We start from the raw sequence: 16,351 nt of genomic DNA on the forward strand, positions 1-16,351 counted from the left end.
CTTGAAGCCGGTTCAGTCGGCCAGCGCGGCGTTCTGCAGCTCGAAAATCTCGGTCATGCCTTTCTGCGCCAGCGCCAGCATGGCATTCAGCTCAGACGGCTGGAATGGCGCACCTTCGGCGGTGCCCTGCACTTCGATGAAACCACCGGTGCTGGTCATCACCACGTTCAGGTCGGTCTCGGCGGCCGAGTCTTCCAGGTAATCCAGGTCCAGCACTGGCTCGCCCTGGTACATGCCCACCGACACAGCGGCGATCATCTGCTTGAGCGGGTCGCCGGCTTTCAGGCCGCCACGCTTCTTGATCACTTTCAACGCGTCGACCAGCGCAACCATGGCACCGGTGATGGAGGCAGTGCGCGTGCCGCCGTCGGCCTGGATCACGTCGCAGTCGACGTACAGGGTCACGTCGCCCAGCTTGGACATGTCCAGGGCGGCACGCAGCGAACGGCCGATCAGGCGCTGGATTTCCAGGGTACGGCCGCCTTGCTTGCCACGGCTGGCTTCACGCTGGTTACGCTCGCCAGTGGCGCGCGGCAGCATGCCGTATTCGGCGGTCAACCAACCCTGGCCCTGGCCCTTGAGGAAACGCGGCACGCCGTTTTCGACGCTGACGGTGCAGATCACCTTGGTATCGCCAAACTCGACCAGTACAGATCCCTCGGCGTGTTTGGTGTAGTTGCGGGTGATGCGGATCGAGCGGAGCTGATCGGCAGCGCGACCACTTGGACGTTTCATAGGGGATACCTGTACGGAGGACGAAAAACTGCCGAGCATTATAGAGCCGCGAGCCGATTCGGGGCACGTCTAAAAAATTCGGTTACGAATCGTCGACTGGCGGTGCTTTGTCAGTGCCAGGGTTTGGGGCCAATCGCCCCACTGCGCTACACTCCTGCGCCTTCGCAGCCTGTCGGCTTCAATTTACCCATCAGCCCGCCATCGCGGGACTGCAACGCGAGGTACCTCCATGGTGCACAGCATGACCGCCTTCGCCCGCGTCGAAAAAGCCGGCGCGCAAGGCACCCTGAGCTGGGAACTGCGCTCGGTCAACAGCCGCTACCTGGAGCCGCACCTGCGCCTGCCGGAATCGTTCCGCGACCTCGAAGGCGCGGTACGTGAAGCACTGCGCCAGGGCATTTCCCGCGGCAAGCTGGAATGCACCCTGCGCTTTACCGAGGAAACCACCGGCAAACCGCTGCAGGTCGACCGCGAGCGCGCCGCGCAACTGGTCGCCGCCGCCGAAACCATCGCCGGCCTGATCAAGCAGCCGGCCGCGCTGAACCCGCTGGAGGTGCTGGCCTGGCCCGGCGTGCTGGTGGCCGACGCCAGCGACCCGCAAGCCCTCAACGCCGAAGCCCTCGCCTTGTTCACCCAGGGTTTGAAGGAGCTCAAGGCCGGCCGCGAGCGCGAAGGCGCCGAGCTGGCCCGCCTGATCAGCGAGCGCCTGAGCGCGATCGAAGCCGACGTGGTCACCTTGCGCGAGCTGGTGCCGCAGATGCTCGCGACCCAGCGCCAGAAGGTCCTCGACCGCTTCACCGACATGAAGGCCGACCTCGATCCGGTACGCCTGGAGCAGGAAATGGTCCTGTTGGCGCAGAAGAGCGACGTCGCCGAAGAGCTCGATCGCCTGAGCACCCACATCCTTGAAGTACGCCGCGTGCTCAAGTCCGGCGGCGCCGCCGGTCGGCGCCTGGATTTCCTGATGCAGGAACTCAACCGCGAAGCCAATACACTGGGCTCCAAGGCGTTCGATCCGCGCAGCACCACGGCGGCGGTCAACCTCAAAGTGTTGATCGAGCAAATGCGCGAACAAGTACAGAATATTGAGTAAGGCAACTTCCATGACCCACAGCACCGGCACCCTTTACATCATTTCCGCCCCCTCGGGCGCGGGCAAGAGCAGCCTGGTCAAGGCCCTGACCGACGCTGACGAACAGATCCGCATCTCGGTGTCCCACACCACCCGCGCCATGCGCCCGGGCGAGGTGAACGGCGTTCACTATCACTTCGTCGAGCGCACCGAGTTCGTCAAGATGATCGAGCACGGCGCCTTCCTTGAGCGCGCCGAAGTGTTCGGCAACCTCTACGGCACCTCGCAAAGCCACCTGCAACAGACCCTGGACGAAGGCCACGACCTGATCCTGGAAATCGACTGGCAGGGCGCCGAGCAAGTGCGCCAGCTGATGCCCAAGGCGCGGTCGATCTTCATCCTGCCGCCGTCCCTGGAAGCCTTGCACCAGCGCCTGACCAACCGCGGCCAGGACAGCGACGCGATCATCGAAGGCCGCATGCGTGAAGCCGTCAGCGAAATGAGCCACTACGTCGACTACGATTACCTGATCATCAATGACGATTTTGCCCACGCCCTGGACGATTTGAAGGCGATTTTCCGCGCCAATCAGCTCCAGCAAAAACGCCAACAACAGCGTTTCGGCAAGTTATTGGCCGAACTGCTCGGTTGATCAGCTCTTCCCAAAACCGCTGCGAGGGCCTTACATTGGCACTTGCAGCGGTTTTGCGAGAGCCTGGGAAAAATCAGCGCTTCCCTAAACGCTGGTGATTTTTTAAACTGTTTAGTCCGCTCGCCCAACCGGGCAGCGCGCATCTTGCATTCGCTCCGAGGAATACCATGGCCCGCGTAACCGTTGAAGACTGCCTAGAACACGTGGATAACCGCTTTGAGCTGGTCATGCTCTCTACCAAGCGTGCCCGTCAACTGGCCACTGGCGGCAAAGAGCCCCTGGTCCAGTGGGAAAACGACAAGCCTACCGTTGTCGCTCTGCGCGAAATCGCTGAAGGCCTGATGAGCTACGAGTTCATCGCCAACGCCGAGATCGTTGAAGACGAACCGCTGTTTGCAGCGTTCGAGGACGAGTCCAACGAGGCCGTCTAAGCCTATGCCTGGTCGACGTAGCACGGCGCGGTGTCAACGCACGCGGCAGGAGTCCATCCTTTGCCGAGCATAGACGCCCTCGCCGATCGCTTATCGACCTACCTCGGCCCAGACCAGGTCAACCTGGTCCGCCGAGCGTATTTCTACGCCGAACAAGCCCACGACGGCCAACGCCGCCGCAGCGGCGAGGCGTATGTCACCCATCCTCTTGCGGTGGCCAATATTCTCGCCGACATGCACATGGACCATCAGAGCCTGATGGCCGCGATGCTGCATGACGTGATCGAAGACACCGGCATCGCCAAGGAAGCGCTCAGCGCGCAATTTGGCGAAACCGTGGCCGAACTGGTCGATGGGGTCAGCAAACTGACCCAGATGAACTTCGAGACCAAGGCCGAAGCCCAGGCGGAAAACTTCCAGAAGATGGCGATGGCCATGGCCCGGGATATCCGTGTGATCCTGGTCAAGCTGGCCGACCGGCTGCACAACATGCGGACACTGGAAGTGCTGTCCGGCGAAAAACGCCGGCGCATCGCCAAGGAAACCCTGGAAATCTACGCGCCCATCGCCAACCGGCTGGGCATGCACGCCATTCGTATCGAATTCGAAGACCTCGGCTTCAAGGCCATGCACCCGATGCGTTCGGCGCGCATCTACCAGGCGGTCAAGCGCGCCCGGGGCAACCGCAAGGAAATCGTCAACAAGATCGAAGAGTCGCTGAGCCATTGCCTGGCGATCGACGAGATCGAGGGCGAGGTCAGCGGGCGGCAGAAGCACATCTACGGCATCTACAAGAAGATGCGCGGCAAGCGCCGGGCCTTCAACGAGATCATGGACGTGTATGCGTTCCGGATCATCGTCGACAAGGTCGACACCTGCTACCGCGTATTGGGCGCTGTACATAATTTGTACAAACCCCTGCCGGGCCGCTTCAAGGACTACATCGCCATTCCCAAGGCCAACGGCTATCAGTCGCTGCATACCACGCTGTTCGGTATGCATGGGGTGCCGATCGAGATCCAGATCCGCACCCGGGAAATGGAAGAGATGGCCAACAACGGCATCGCCGCCCATTGGCTGTACAAATCCAGCGGCGACGAGCAGCCCAAAGGCACCCACGCCCGCGCGCGCCAGTGGGTCAAAGGCGTGCTGGAAATGCAGCAACGTGCGGGCAACTCCCTGGAATTCATCGAGAGCGTGAAGATCGACCTGTTCCCGGACGAGGTCTACGTGTTCACGCCCAAGGGCCGGATCATGGAGTTGCCCAAAGGCTCCACGGCCGTCGACTTTGCCTACGCCGTACACACCGATGTCGGCAACAGCTGCATCGCTTGCCGCATCAACCGGCGCCTGGCCCCGCTGTCGGAACCGCTGCAAAGCGGCTCCACCGTGGAGATCGTCAGCGCACCGGGCGCCCGGCCGAACCCGGCGTGGCTCAACTTCGTGGTCACCGGCAAGGCGCGCACCCATATTCGCCACGCCCTGAAACTGCAGCGCCGCTCCGAGTCCATCAGCCTGGGCGAACGTTTGCTGAACAAGGTGCTCAACGGCTTCGACAGCGCCCTCGAGAAAATCCCCGGCGAGCGCGTGCAAGCGATGCTCAGCGAGTATCGCCAGGAAACCATCGAAGACCTGCTGGAAGACATCGGCCTGGGCAACCGCATGGCCTATGTGGTCGCCCGTCGCCTGCTCGGCGAAGGCGAGCAATTGCCAAGCCCGGAAGGTCCGCTGGCGATTCGCGGCACCGAGGGCCTGGTGCTCAGCTACGCCAAGTGCTGCACGCCGATCCCGGGCGACCCGATTGTCGGGCACCTGTCGGCGGGCAAAGGCATGGTGGTCCACCTGGACAACTGCCGCAATATCAGCGAAATCCGCCACAACCCGGAAAAATGCATCCAGCTCTCGTGGGCCAAGGATGTCACCGGCGAATTCAACGTCGAGCTGCGGGTCGAGCTGGAGCACCAGCGCGGCCTGATCGCCCTGCTGGCCAGCAGCGTCAACGCGGCCGACGGCAATATCGAGAAAATCAGCATGGACGAGCGCGATGGTCGCATCAGCGTGGTCCAACTGGTGGTCAGCGTACACGACCGCGTACACCTGGCCCGCGTGATCAAGAAACTGCGCGCCTTGACCGGTGTGATCCGCATCACCCGCATGCGTGCATAGCCCACCTCTTACAAGGAGTCATTCATGACCAAGACTGTTATCACCAGCGACAAAGCCCCAGCCGCCATCGGCACCTACTCCCAGGCGATCAAGGCGGGCAACACCGTCTACATGTCCGGCCAGATCCCACTGGACCCAAAGACCATGGAACTGGTTGAAGGCTTCGAAGCACAAACCGTACAGGTCTTCGAAAACCTCAAGTCGGTCGCCGAAGCCGCCGGCGGTTCGTTCAAGGACATCGTCAAGCTGAACATCTTCCTCACCGACCTGAGCCACTTCGCCAAGGTCAACGAGATCATGGGCAAGTACTTCGAACAGCCTTACCCAGCCCGCGCCGCTATCGGCGTTGCTGCCCTGCCAAAGGGCGCACAGGTTGAGATGGACGCGATTCTGGTCATCGAGTAAAACACCCGGCGCAGCCTCCATAGGCTGCGCCGACTTCGTTTTAAAAGGATTTCATGATGCGCAAAGCGCTTGTAGCCTCTTCGTTGCTCGCCCTGTTGCTCGGCGGCTGTGCCAGCAACCCCGCCGACCTGGATGTGAGCGGCACCTGGATCAACCAGGTTGCCATCGACGCGGCAGCCAAGGGCGGCCCTTTGCGTGAAGCACTGCAGAGCTTTGGCCCGAACCTCGAGTGGGACGTCAACACCAAGGCCCTGCAGGCCCGCTACTACAACGGTTTTGAAGTAGCGGAAGGCAAGTTGCTCGGTGAGAAGCCCGGTGCCTGGAGCGTCGACTTCTACGGCAGCGCCGCCACCGATCTCAAGCGCAAAGGTCGGCAACTGCTGCAAGTGGCCAACGACAACGAGCCCGAACAGCTGTTTGCCCGCGCCAAGGAACCTGCACCGGAAGGCGCGCCATTGGGCGCCAACTTCGAGCGCGCGCTGTACGCCGCTTATATGGGCGGCGACTGGAAAATCGCCAACGGCAATGGCGAAGGCGCCACCGTGCAGTTCCAGGCCAACGGCCAAGTGGCCGGCCTGCCGGGCGCCGATCGATATTCGTTATGCCTGGCGGGTGATTGCGCCTCCATGAGCGGCGGCTACGACAGCATGTGGTTGCAACGCAACGGCGTGGGCAATGCGTGGATCTTTGCACGCAAGGGCAAGCAGCTGGAAATCTTCCAGGCGATCAATACCTCGCAGGCCGACGAAGTGCCCTCGTTTACACCGGGGCCACGCCAGTGGCTGCTTGAAAAACAATAACCGTCATCCCACAGACCTGAATGTGGGAGGGGCGCTGCGAGGATTCGACTTGCTCCCGATCGCGGTGCATCAGCCACTACAACCGTGGCTGACAAAGCAAACCCCCTCCCACCTTTTCTGACCGCGGCTCAGCCCTTCAGGATGGCCGCGTAGCCTTCGCGATAACTCGGATACGTCGGCACCCAGCCCAACGCCTTGGCCCGGGCGTTGCTGCATTGCTTGCTCCCGGCGCGGCGCACACTGGCGTCATCGGACCATTGCGTCACTCCCAGATACTCACGCAACCAGGCCACCACCTCGGCCAACGGCGCCGGTGCGTCATCGACACCGATATAGATGCGATCCAGCGAACCGCCCTGCTCCACATGCCGCAACAAAAACGCCAGCAGGCCAGCCGCATCATCGACGTGGATCCGGTTGCCATATAAAGGCGGATCGATCGCCACGCGATAACCCTGGCGCACCTGCGTCAGCAGCCACTCGCGGCCCGGCCCGTAAATCCCGGTCAAGCGCACGATGCTCGCCGCAATGCCGCTGTTCAGCGCGATTTGCTCGGCTTCCAGCATCACCTGCCCGGAATAGCCTTTTGCCTGGGTCTCGGACGTTTCGTCGACCCATTCGCCCTGCTGCTGCCCATACACACTGCTGCTGGACACAAACAGCAGATGCTTGGGCTCCTGGCCGTAATCCTTCAACCACTCCAACACATGCTGCAACCCTTGCACGTAAGCGGCGCGATAACCGGCTTCGTCGTGATCCGTCGCCGCCGCGCAATACACCAGGTAATCCACCCCGCCGATCGGCCAGGTGTCAGGGCAATCCTTATTGAACAGGTCACCGGCAATGCCGATCACGCCATCGGGCAGGCGCGAAATATCACGCCGCAGGCCATGAACCTCCCATTCCGAGGCGAGTAATTGGCTGGCCAGCCGACTCCCCACATCGCCACAACCGGCAATCACAACAGAAGGCGCAGACATCACAAAACTCCGTACTGAAAGGTCTAGATTAGCCGCCGCAGGAGACCAGCGGCCAGAAAAAGGACAAATAAAGTTACTGTATTACTTCTGTTAACAAGAATTACTTGCAATAATAACGACCCATTTGTCCTCGACCTCGCAGGGTCTGGAAGGACGATCACTCATTTTTTTCTCTCAGGTCCGGCCAGCATGACACGTAATACACACCCCGCTTCGCCAACCAAGCTTCACAGTCCATCCCGCGCCTGGCGTGCGATTGCTGCGCTGCTGTTCAGCGTACTGCTGGCACCGACCGCCGCATTCGCTGATGCCACCGCGCCGGTGGCTCCTGCTGCTGCCGAACAGAATGCCACCGTCGCCCCTGCGGTGCCGGCCGCCACAGACCCAGCCCAGGCTGCAGCGCCGGCCACCGCCGACGAGCCCGGCGTAGTGCTGGAAGAAAACAACACCCTTGGCATGGCCCACGACCTGTCGCCATGGGGCATGTACCAAAACGCTGACGTGGTGGTAAAAGCCGTGATGATCGGCCTGGCCATCGCCTCGATCATCACTTGGACCATCTGGATCGCCAAAGGCTTCGAACTGCTGGGCGCCAAGCGCCGCCTGCGCAGCGAGATCGTCCACCTGAAAAAGGCCACCACCCTCAAGGAAGCCAGCGAAACGGCGACCAAGAAGGGCACCCTGGCCAATACGCTGGTACACGACGCGCTGGAAGAAATGCGCCTGTCGGCCAATACCCGCGAAAAAGAGGGCATCAAGGAGCGCGTGGCATTCCGTCTCGAGCGCCTGGTGGCAGCCTGCGGTCGTAACATGAGCAACGGCACCGGCGTGCTGGCGACCATCGGTTCCACCGCGCCGTTCGTCGGTCTGTTCGGCACCGTGTGGGGCATCATGAACAGCTTCATCGGCATCGCCAAAACCCAGACCACCAACCTTGCCGTCGTCGCTCCCGGCATCGCCGAAGCCTTGCTGGCAACCGCCCTGGGCCTGGTTGCCGCGATTCCCGCGGTGGTGATCTACAACGTCTTCGCCCGTTCGATTGCCGGCTACAAGGCCCAGGTATCGGACGCGTCGGCAGAAGTCCTGCTGCTGGTCAGCCGCGACCTCGATCACCTGCCTTCCGAGCGCAGCTCGCAACCGCACATGGTGAAAGTGGGGTAATCGGCCATGGGCCTGCATTTGAATCAAGGCGACGACGAACTCGTCGAGAACCACGAAATCAACGTCACGCCGTTTATCGACGTGATGCTGGTGCTGCTGATCATCTTCATGGTGGCGGCCCCCTTGGCCACCGTGGATATCAAGGTCGACCTGCCCGCCTCCAGCGCCAAACCCGCGCCGCGGCCGGAGAAACCGATTTTCCTCAGCGTCAAGGCGGACCAGCGCCTGTTCCTGGGCGAAGAAGAAGTCAAAGCCGAAACCCTGGGGCCGGCGCTCGACGCCAAGACCCAAGGCAAGAAAGACACGACGATCTTCTTCCAGGCCGACAAAGGCGTGGACTACGGCGACCTGATGAGCGTGATGGATGCCCTGCGGGCAGCCGGCTACCTCAAGGTCGGCCTGGTCGGACTTGAGACGGCAGCCAAAAAATGATCACGACGCGCCACAAACTGACGCGTTATGGCACCAGCCTCGCCGTCGTGCTGGGCGTGCATGCCATCGCGATTGCCATCGCGCTCCACTGGTCGGCGCCGCGCACGGTCCAGCTGCCACCGGCGGCCATGGTCATCGACCTGGCGCCGATGCCCGCCCCGCCGCCGCCGGCACCGCCCAAGGTGGTCACGCCGCCGCAGCCGCCCGCCCCGGTGGAAGAGCTGCCGCTGCCGAAACTGGCCGAAGCGCCCAAGCCGACGATCCAGGTGCCCAAGCCGGTCAAGCCCAAGCCGAAACCCCAGCCGCCCAAACCGGAGGAGAAAAAGCCCGAGCCGCCCAAGGAGAAACCTTCCGAGACGCCACCAAGCGACACGCCGCCGACCAATACACCGGCGGAGAAATCAGCGCAGCCCGCACCGGGCCCGTCGCCGCAACAGGTCGCCGCCAAAGCCTCCTGGGAAGGCGCCCTGCTGGCGCACTTGCAGAAGTACAAAAAGTACCCGCAAAGCGCGCAGAACAGTGGCAAGGAAGGCATGAATCGCTTGCGCTTCGTGGTCGATGCCGAAGGCAATGTGCTGTCCTACGAGTTGGTGGGCCGCTCCGGCAACGCCGACCTGGACCGCGCCACCCTGGACATGATCCGTCGCGCCCAGCCATTGCCCAAGCCACCGGCCGACATGGTGAAAAGCGGCAGCATCGAGATCGTCGCGCCGTTCGTTTACAACATCGAGAAGCGTCGCCGCTAAAGGCACACGCCGGGCTATGTGAGAGGGGGCTTGCTCCCGATGACGGTACATCAGTCGACACGTCCTCGACTGACCCATCGCCATCGGGAGCAAGCCCCTTCCCACATCGGGTTTTATCGCTTCAGCAAAATCTCGCACATTCCCCGCTCAATCCTTATCAAAGTTCTGATAACGTGTGTCTATCGATTGCAGCCGGTATGCTTGGCTCGCAACCTCATGGACGCCCGCTATGACTCTTACAGAATTACGCTACATCGTGACCCTCGCCCAAGAACAACACTTCGGCCACGCGGCCGAGCGTTGCCACGTCAGCCAGCCGACGCTGTCGGTGGGCGTGAAAAAGCTTGAAGACGAACTCGGTGTGCTGATTTTCGAGCGCAGCAAAAGCGCCGTGCGCCTGACCCCGGTCGGTGAAGGCATCGTTGCCCAGGCCCAAAAGGTCCTGGAGCAAGCCCAAAGTATTCGCGAACTGGCCCAGGCCGGCAAAAACCAGCTGACCGCGCCGCTGAAAGTCGGCGCCATCTACACCGTCGGCCCGTACCTGTTCCCGCACCTGATTCCGCAACTGCACCGCGTCGCGCCGCAGATGCCGCTGTATATCGAAGAAAACTTCACCCACGTGCTGCGCGACAAACTGCGCAACGGCGAGCTGGACGCGATCATCATCGCCCTGCCGTTCAACGAGGCCGACGTCCTGACCCTGCCGCTCTACGACGAGCCGTTCTACGTGCTGATGCCGGCCTCGCACCCGTGGACGCAGAAAGACAGCATCGACGCCGGCCTGCTCAACGACAAGAGCCTGCTGCTGCTCGGTGAAGGCCACTGCTTCCGCGACCAGGTGCTGGAAGCCTGCCCGACCCTGACCAAGGGCCACGACGGCGCCAAACACACCACCGTGGAATCCAGCTCCCTGGAAACCATTCGCCACATGGTCGCCTCCGGCCTGGGCATTTCGATCCTGCCGCTGTCGGCGGTGGACAGCCATCACTACGCCCCGGGCGTGATCGCCGTGCGCCCGCTCACGCCGCCGGTGCCGTTCCGCACCGTGGCGATCGCCTGGCGCGCCAGCTTCCCGCGGCCCAAAGCCATTGAGATCCTGGCCGACTCGATCCGCCTGTGTTCGGTGGCCAAACCGCCTGCTGCGAGCTGAGCCACTGTATGACTGAGCTGTCGCAGGTGTCGGTGACGGCACTCAAGGGTGTCGGCGAAGCCATGGCCGAGAAGTTGGCCAAGGTCGGCCTGGAGAACCTTCAGGACGTGCTGTTCCACCTGCCTCTGCGCTATCAGGACCGCACCCGCGTGGTGCCCATCGGTCATTTGCGCCCTGGGCAGGACGCGGTGATCGAAGGCACCGTCAGCGGCGCCGACGTGGTGATGGGCAAGCGCCGCAGCCTGGTGGTGCGCCTGCAGGATGGCACCGGCGGCCTGAGCCTGCGCTTCTACCATTTCAGCAACGCGCAGAAGGAAGGCCTCAAGCGCGGCACCCGCGTGCGCTGTTACGGCGAAGCACGCCCCGGCGCCTCGGGCCTGGAGATCTACCATCCGGAATACCGCGCCATTACGGGCGACGAGCCGCCGCCGGTCGACACCACCCTGACGCCGATCTACCCGCTGACCGAAGGCCTCACCCAACAACGCCTGCGCCAACTGTGCCAGCAGACCCTGACGATGCTCGGCCCGAAAAGCCTGCCCGATTGGCTGCCCGTGGAGCTGGCCCGCGACTATCAACTGGCGCCGCTGGACGATGCGATCCGCTACCTGCATCACCCACCGGCCGACGCGGACGTGGACGAACTGGCCCTCGGTCATCACTGGGCGCAGCACCGCCTGGCCTTCGAAGAACTGCTGACCCACCAACTGTCCCAGCAACGCCTGCGCGAGAGCATGCGCTCCCTGCGCGCACCGGCGATGCCCAAGGCCACGCGCCTGCCCGCGCAGTACCTGGCGAACCTCGGCTTTGCGCCGACCGGTGCCCAACAGCGCGTGGGCAATGAAATCGCCTACGACCTCAGCCAGCCCGAACCCATGCTGCGCCTGATCCAGGGCGACGTCGGCGCGGGCAAGACCGTGGTCGCCGCCCTCGCCGCCCTGCAGGCACTCGAAGCCGGTTACCAGGTGGCGTTGATGGCGCCCACTGAGATTCTCGCCGAGCAGCACTTCATCACCTTCAAGCGCTGGCTCGAACCGCTGGGCCTGGAAGTGGCGTGGCTGGCGGGCAAACTCAAAGGCAAAAACCGCACAACCGCGCTGGAGCAGATCGCCAGCGGCGCACCGATGGTGGTGGGCACCCATGCGCTGTTCCAGGACGAAGTGCAGTTCAAGAACCTCGCGCTGGTGATCATCGACGAACAGCATCGCTTCGGCGTGCAACAGCGCCTGGCCCTACGCCAGAAAGGCGCGGGCGGGCGCATGAGCCCGCACCAATTGATCATGACCGCCACGCCGATCCCGCGCACCCTGGCCATGAGCGCCTACGCCGACCTCGACACCTCGATCCTCGACGAACTGCCGCCCGGCCGCACCCCGGTCAATACCGTGCTGGTCACCGACTCCCGGCGCGTGGAAGTCATCGAGCGCGTGCGCGGCGCCTGTGCCGAAGGCCGCCAGGCGTATTGGGTATGCACGCTGATTGAAGAGTCCGAAGAGCTGACCTGCCAGGCCGCCGAAACCACTTACGAAGACCTCACCAGCGCCTTGGGCGAACTCAAGGTCGGGCTGATCCACGGGCGCATGAAACCGGCGGAAAAAGCCGCGGTGATGGCGCAATTCAAGGCCGGCGACCTGCAACTGCTGGTGGCCACCACGGTGATCGAGGTCGGGGTGGACGTGCCCAACGCCAGCCTGATGATCATCGAAAACCCCGAGCGCCTGGGCCTGGCGCAACTGCACCAGCTACGTGGCCGCGTCGGCCGGGGCAGCGCGGCCAGCCACTGCGTGCTGCTGTATCATCCGCCGCTGTCGCAGATCGGCCGTCAACGCCTGGGCATCATGCGTGAAACCAACGACGGTTTTGTCATCGCCGAAAAAGACCTCGAACTGCGCGGCCCCGGCGAGATGCTCGGCACCCGCCAGACCGGCCTGCTGCAATTCAAGGTCGCCGACCTGATGCGCGACGCCGACCTGCTGCCGGCAGTGCGCGATGCGGCCCAGGCCCTGCTCGAGCGTTGGCCGGATCACGTCAGCCCGCTGCTGGATCGCTGGCTCAGGCATGGGCAGCAATACGGCCAAGTGTGACGCCTGTTTCACTTATCCGACCAACATTTGTATCAAGCTGGTTATACTCCAAAGACTGTACGAATTTGGATCAGGCCATGTCAGAAGTTGCCCACGCCGCCGCACCACTGACCGCCCCGCCGGTTATTCGGGCGCTGCTCGCGAAACTCTCCATCAGCTACACGGAAGTCGCCGAACATCCGGGCCTGAACCCTGCGCGAAAGATCCAGGCGGTGCTGCTGGAAGATGCGGTGGGCGCGCTCATGGTGCTGTTCCCGCAGAACCAGTTGCTCGACCTCAACCGCCTGACCGAACTCACCGGCCGCCGCCTGACATCGGTGTCGCCGGAACGTATCGAACGCATGCTGGGCAAGCATGACCTCAGCCTGCTGCCCGGCCTGCCGGCGCTGACCAGCTCACCTTGCCTGTATGAAGGCAGCCTGCTCGATGAGTCGAGCCTGCTGGTTCACTCGGGCGAAGCCGGTTTGCTGCTGGAGATCGCCAGCGTCGACTTCAAAACCATGCTGACCAAGGCCAGCGCCGCTCAATTCGGCGAGCCGCTGAGTAACATCCGGCCCAACCTCGACCGGCCCCATGATGACCGCGAGGAAATCACCCAGGCCATGCAGGCGTTCACGGCCCGGCGCATCCAGCAACGCCTGGAAGCGACCATCGAGATTCCGCCGCTGGCCGACACTGCGCAGAAAATCATCAAACTGCGCGTCGACCCCAACGCCACCATCGACGACATCACCGGCGTGGTCGAAACCGACCCGGCGCTGGCCGCCCAGGTGGTCAGCTGGGCCGCCTCGCCCTATTACGCCTCGCCGGGCAAGATCCGCTCGGTGGAAGACGCCATCGTGCGGGTGCTGGGCTTCGACCTGGTGATCAACCTGGCGCTGGGCCTGGCCCTGGGCAAAACCCTGAGCCTGCCCAAGGACCACCCGCACCAGGCCACGCCGTACTGGCACCAGTCGATCTACACCGCCGCCGTCATCGAAGGCCTGACCCGCGCCATGCCGCGCGCGCAACGCCCGGAAGCCGGCCTGACCTACCTGGCCGGTCTGCTGCACAACTTCGGTTATCTGCTGCTGGCCCACGTGTTTCCGCCGCACTTCTCGCTGATCTGCCGACACCTGGAGGTCAACCCGCACCTGTGCCACAGCTATGTGGAGCAGCATTTGCTGGGTATCAGCCGCGAACAGATCGGCGCCTGGCTGATGCGCTACTGGGACATGCCGGACGAACTGTCCACCGCCCTGCGCTTCCAGCACGACCCGTCCTACGACGGCCAATACGCCGAGTACCCCAACCTGGTGTGCCTGGCCGTGCGCCTGCTGCGCAGCCGGGGCATCGGCTCCGGGCCGCACGAAACCATCCCCGACGAGCTGCTTGAACGTTTGGGCTTGAGCCGTGACAAGGCTGAAGAAGTCGTGGCCAAGGTGCTGGATGCCGAGGTGCTGTTGCGCGAATTGGCCTCGCAGTTCAGCCAGGGCTGAATCGGTAGCTTGTTAGATCGCTATCGGGGGCAAGCCCCCTCCCACATTTTGATCTGCGAACACGGTCAAGTGTGGGAGGGGGCTTGCCCCCGATGAATCCACCTCGGTCTACTGCTTTTTCTTCGGCTTCAAATACTTGGTCAAGCCCTGGAACCAGATCACCAGCGCCGGGTTGCCCTTGATCTGGATCGACTTGTCCTGAATCCCCGTCATGAACGCCAGGTCTTTGTCACCCAACCTACGACGGCCAATACGCCGAGTACCCCAACCTGGTGTGCCTGGCCGTGCGCCTGCTGCGCAGCCGGGGCATTGGCTCCGGGCCGCACGAAACCATCCCCGACGAGCTGCTTGAGCGCCTGGGCTTGAGCCGTGACAAGGCTGAAGAAGTCGTGGCCAAGGTGCTGGATGCCGAGGTGCTGTTGCGCGAATTGGCCTCGCAGTTCAGCCAGGGCTGAATCGGTAGCTTGTTAGATCGCTATCGGGGGCAAGCCCCCTCCCACATTTTGATCTGCGAACACGGTCAAGTGTGGGAGGGGGCTTGCCCCCGATGAATCCACCTCGGTCTACTGCTTTTTCTTCGGCTTCAAATACTTGGTCAAGCCCTGGAACCAGATCACCAGCGCCGGGTTGCCCTTGATCTGGATCGACTTGTCCTGAATCCCCGTCATGAACGCCAGTTGCTTGTTCTTCGCCTGCATCGTGGCGAAGCCATAGGCGGCGTCTTTAAAGGCAATGGCGAAGGCCGGCGCAGGGTGGACACCCGAGCGGCTGGTGATGCGCTGGTCTTTGACGATGAAGTGACGGGCAACCTTGCCGTCGAGGGTCTGCAACTGGAACGCCAGGTCTTTGTCACCCAACTGCTGCTGGAACGCAGGGTTGGTGCGGCTGGCTTTGCCCATCATCAGGCCCAGTACCCAGAGGAGAAGACGAAATTTCATGCACACGGCCTCGGTGTAATTATTGAGTGGCCGCAGCAGTGTAACGAATTGCCGAAAGAACGCCACCGATCTCGCGCTTTAGCCGGAGATCGGTTGGCGTTTACCGCTTATAGCAACAACTTGCTTATACGTTAGGGCACGGCACCGGCGCCCAGTCGGCCAGGTTCGGATCGCGGCAAGTGCCTTCGATCTGTGCTTTACCGGCGCTGGCGACCTTCTTGCTTTCATCTTGCTTGGTCTGGGCAGTCTGGAAGGTTCTTTCGGTGGCGACTGCTTCTTTCGGCACCACAGGCAGCGGCGGACGCTTGGTCACGACTTTGCTGGTCAACTTACCTTTCTTGGCCGGTACGACCGCCGGAGTGGCATCCGCTGTCGCCACGGTGACTACGTCGTTGCGCTGCACGCCCACCTGTTGCAGGTCTTTCTCGTAAGCCTGGGTGTAGTTGTTCAGGTCTTCGCTGGCCTTGCCGTTGACCGCGACGATCAGGTCATTGGATTCCTTCAGGCCGGAGACGATTTCCGCCAGGCGCTTGCGGCCTTCGGTGTCGTTGACGGTCTTGGCTTTACGGTCGGCCACCAGCTTGGTGAACGCGCTCTGGTAGCACTGCTGGGAGGCCTTGGCGTAGGCGGTGCTGCGGTCGATGTCGGAGGCGCTTTTATTGACGTCGGCTGCGTAGGAGCCAATACGCTGGTTGTCATCGGCGATCTGCTTCTGACGCTCGGTGTAGTAACCCGCCGCGCCGCCAGCCAGGGCGCCGCCCGCGGCACCGATTGCGGCGTTACGGCCGCGCTTCTCGGAGTCGCCGGTCAGGGCGCCGAGCAATGCACCGCCGGCAGCGCCGATGGCCGCGCCGGTGACGACCGACTTGGTCATGTCCGAATCGGTCGCGCGCAGGTGCTGCACCGGCTCGTAGCAGTTCGGGTAGTACTCGACCTTAGTGCTCGACGCGACTTTGGACGTCGGCGACGTGGCACAACCAGTCAACACGGTGCTGAAACCGGCTGCGATCAGCAGCAAGTGACGCTTGGAAACCGCCTTACGGGAAAAAAGCATAGGTGTATTCTCTTTTAAGTTTGACTTGCCCAGCACGGCCCACCGCCGCCTGAGTCCCTTCCAAGCT

16 protein-coding genes and 2 pseudogenes are annotated in these 16,351 nt (G+C 62.8%); 13 read left to right on the forward strand and 5 right to left on the reverse strand.

The window, feature by feature from the left end; genetic code table 11:
* Window positions 1-12: 12 nt before the first annotated feature.
* The gene (gene rph / locus PverR02_RS30750) at window positions 13-735 is read right to left on the reverse strand and encodes a ribonuclease PH (RefSeq protein ID WP_046381645.1); all 723 of its coding nucleotides are present in this window, start codon (window positions 733-735) and stop codon (window positions 13-15) included.
* Window positions 736-964: 229 nt separating this feature from the next.
* Between rph and PverR02_RS30755 the strand changes: the two genes are divergently transcribed.
* From PverR02_RS30755 to PverR02_RS30780, 6 genes are all read left to right on the forward strand, one after another.
* Window positions 965-1,828, forward strand: coding sequence for a YicC/YloC family endoribonuclease (locus PverR02_RS30755; protein WP_079444930.1), 864 nt, complete (start codon window positions 965-967; stop codon window positions 1,826-1,828).
* Between the two features lie 10 nt (window positions 1,829-1,838).
* Complete coding sequence (gene gmk / locus PverR02_RS30760; protein WP_017846059.1) at window positions 1,839-2,459, forward strand: guanylate kinase; 621 nt, start codon at window positions 1,839-1,841, stop codon at window positions 2,457-2,459.
* A 167-nt stretch (window positions 2,460-2,626) separates the two neighbouring features.
* Complete coding sequence (gene rpoZ, locus PverR02_RS30765) at window positions 2,627-2,890, forward strand: DNA-directed RNA polymerase subunit omega (protein WP_003176920.1); 264 nt, start codon at window positions 2,627-2,629, stop codon at window positions 2,888-2,890.
* Between the two features lie 60 nt (window positions 2,891-2,950).
* On the forward strand, window positions 2,951-5,056 hold the full coding sequence (spoT, locus tag PverR02_RS30770; protein WP_017846060.1) for a bifunctional GTP diphosphokinase/guanosine-3',5'-bis pyrophosphate 3'-pyrophosphohydrolase: 2,106 nt from the start codon (window positions 2,951-2,953) through the stop codon (window positions 5,054-5,056).
* 24 nt (window positions 5,057-5,080) lie between these two features.
* Window positions 5,081-5,461 carry a RidA family protein gene (locus PverR02_RS30775; RefSeq protein WP_003176922.1) on the forward strand — a complete coding sequence of 127 codons (381 nt, stop codon included), beginning with the start codon at window positions 5,081-5,083 and terminating at the stop codon, window positions 5,459-5,461.
* A 56-nt stretch (window positions 5,462-5,517) separates the two neighbouring features.
* Entirely contained in the window at window positions 5,518-6,261 is a 744-nt protein-coding gene (locus tag PverR02_RS30780) for a hypothetical protein (RefSeq protein ID WP_017846061.1), read from the forward strand.
* Between the two features lie 128 nt (window positions 6,262-6,389).
* On the opposite strand, the gene PverR02_RS30785 is transcribed toward PverR02_RS30780, so the two are convergent.
* Window positions 6,390-7,241: an SDR family oxidoreductase gene (locus PverR02_RS30785; protein ID WP_046381644.1), complete on the reverse strand. Its 852-nt coding sequence runs from the start codon at window positions 7,239-7,241 to the stop codon at window positions 6,390-6,392.
* A 189-nt stretch (window positions 7,242-7,430) separates the two neighbouring features.
* On the opposite strand from PverR02_RS30785, the gene exbB reads away from it, so the two are divergent.
* From exbB to PverR02_RS30815, 6 genes are all read left to right on the forward strand, one after another.
* A complete protein-coding gene (gene exbB / locus PverR02_RS30790) occupies window positions 7,431-8,402 on the forward strand; it encodes a tonB-system energizer ExbB (protein WP_079444931.1) in 972 nt (323 codons plus the stop codon).
* A 6-nt stretch (window positions 8,403-8,408) separates the two neighbouring features.
* Window positions 8,409-8,834 (forward strand): TonB system transport protein ExbD, encoded by a 426-nt coding sequence (gene exbD / locus PverR02_RS30795; protein WP_017846064.1) that lies wholly within the window; start codon window positions 8,409-8,411, stop codon window positions 8,832-8,834.
* The gene (locus PverR02_RS30800) at window positions 8,831-9,580 is read left to right on the forward strand and encodes a TonB family protein (RefSeq protein WP_017846065.1); all 750 of its coding nucleotides are present in this window, start codon (window positions 8,831-8,833) and stop codon (window positions 9,578-9,580) included. Before exbD ends, PverR02_RS30800 begins: the two co-directional genes overlap by 4 nt.
* A gap of 229 nt (window positions 9,581-9,809) precedes the next feature.
* Entirely contained in the window at window positions 9,810-10,730 is a 921-nt protein-coding gene (locus tag PverR02_RS30805; RefSeq protein WP_046381642.1) for a hydrogen peroxide-inducible genes activator, read from the forward strand.
* Between the two features lie 8 nt (window positions 10,731-10,738).
* The gene (gene recG, locus PverR02_RS30810) at window positions 10,739-12,814 is read left to right on the forward strand and encodes an ATP-dependent DNA helicase RecG (RefSeq protein WP_017846067.1); all 2,076 of its coding nucleotides are present in this window, start codon (window positions 10,739-10,741) and stop codon (window positions 12,812-12,814) included.
* Window positions 12,815-12,891: 77 nt separating this feature from the next.
* Window positions 12,892-14,292 carry an aminoacyl-tRNA deacylase and HDOD domain-containing protein gene (locus PverR02_RS30815; RefSeq protein ID WP_057004017.1) on the forward strand — a complete coding sequence of 467 codons (1,401 nt, stop codon included), beginning with the start codon at window positions 12,892-12,894 and terminating at the stop codon, window positions 14,290-14,292.
* A gap of 108 nt (window positions 14,293-14,400) precedes the next feature.
* On the opposite strand, the pseudogene PverR02_RS30820 reads toward PverR02_RS30815, so the two are convergent.
* Window positions 14,401-14,514: pseudogene (locus PverR02_RS30820) on the reverse strand (helicase); the annotation flags it as partial.
* Window positions 14,515-14,525: 11 nt separating this feature from the next.
* On the opposite strand from PverR02_RS30820, the pseudogene PverR02_RS32155 reads away from it, so the two are divergent.
* Window positions 14,526-14,747 (forward strand): annotated as a pseudogene (locus PverR02_RS32155) (histidine kinase); the annotation flags it as partial.
* A gap of 108 nt (window positions 14,748-14,855) precedes the next feature.
* Here PverR02_RS32155 and PverR02_RS30825 read toward each other — a convergent pair.
* On the reverse strand, window positions 14,856-15,230 hold the full coding sequence (locus tag PverR02_RS30825; protein ID WP_046385148.1) for a hypothetical protein: 375 nt from the start codon (window positions 15,228-15,230) through the stop codon (window positions 14,856-14,858).
* A 124-nt stretch (window positions 15,231-15,354) separates the two neighbouring features.
* Window positions 15,355-16,284, reverse strand: coding sequence for a type VI secretion system-associated lipoprotein TagQ (gene tagQ / locus PverR02_RS30830; RefSeq protein WP_046381641.1), 930 nt, complete (start codon window positions 16,282-16,284; stop codon window positions 15,355-15,357).
* Between the last annotated feature and the right edge of the window lie 67 nt (window positions 16,285-16,351).

This window comes from Pseudomonas veronii, from assembly GCF_002028325.1.
GTDB classification, from domain to species: Bacteria; Pseudomonadota; Gammaproteobacteria; order Pseudomonadales; family Pseudomonadaceae; genus Aquipseudomonas; species Aquipseudomonas veronii.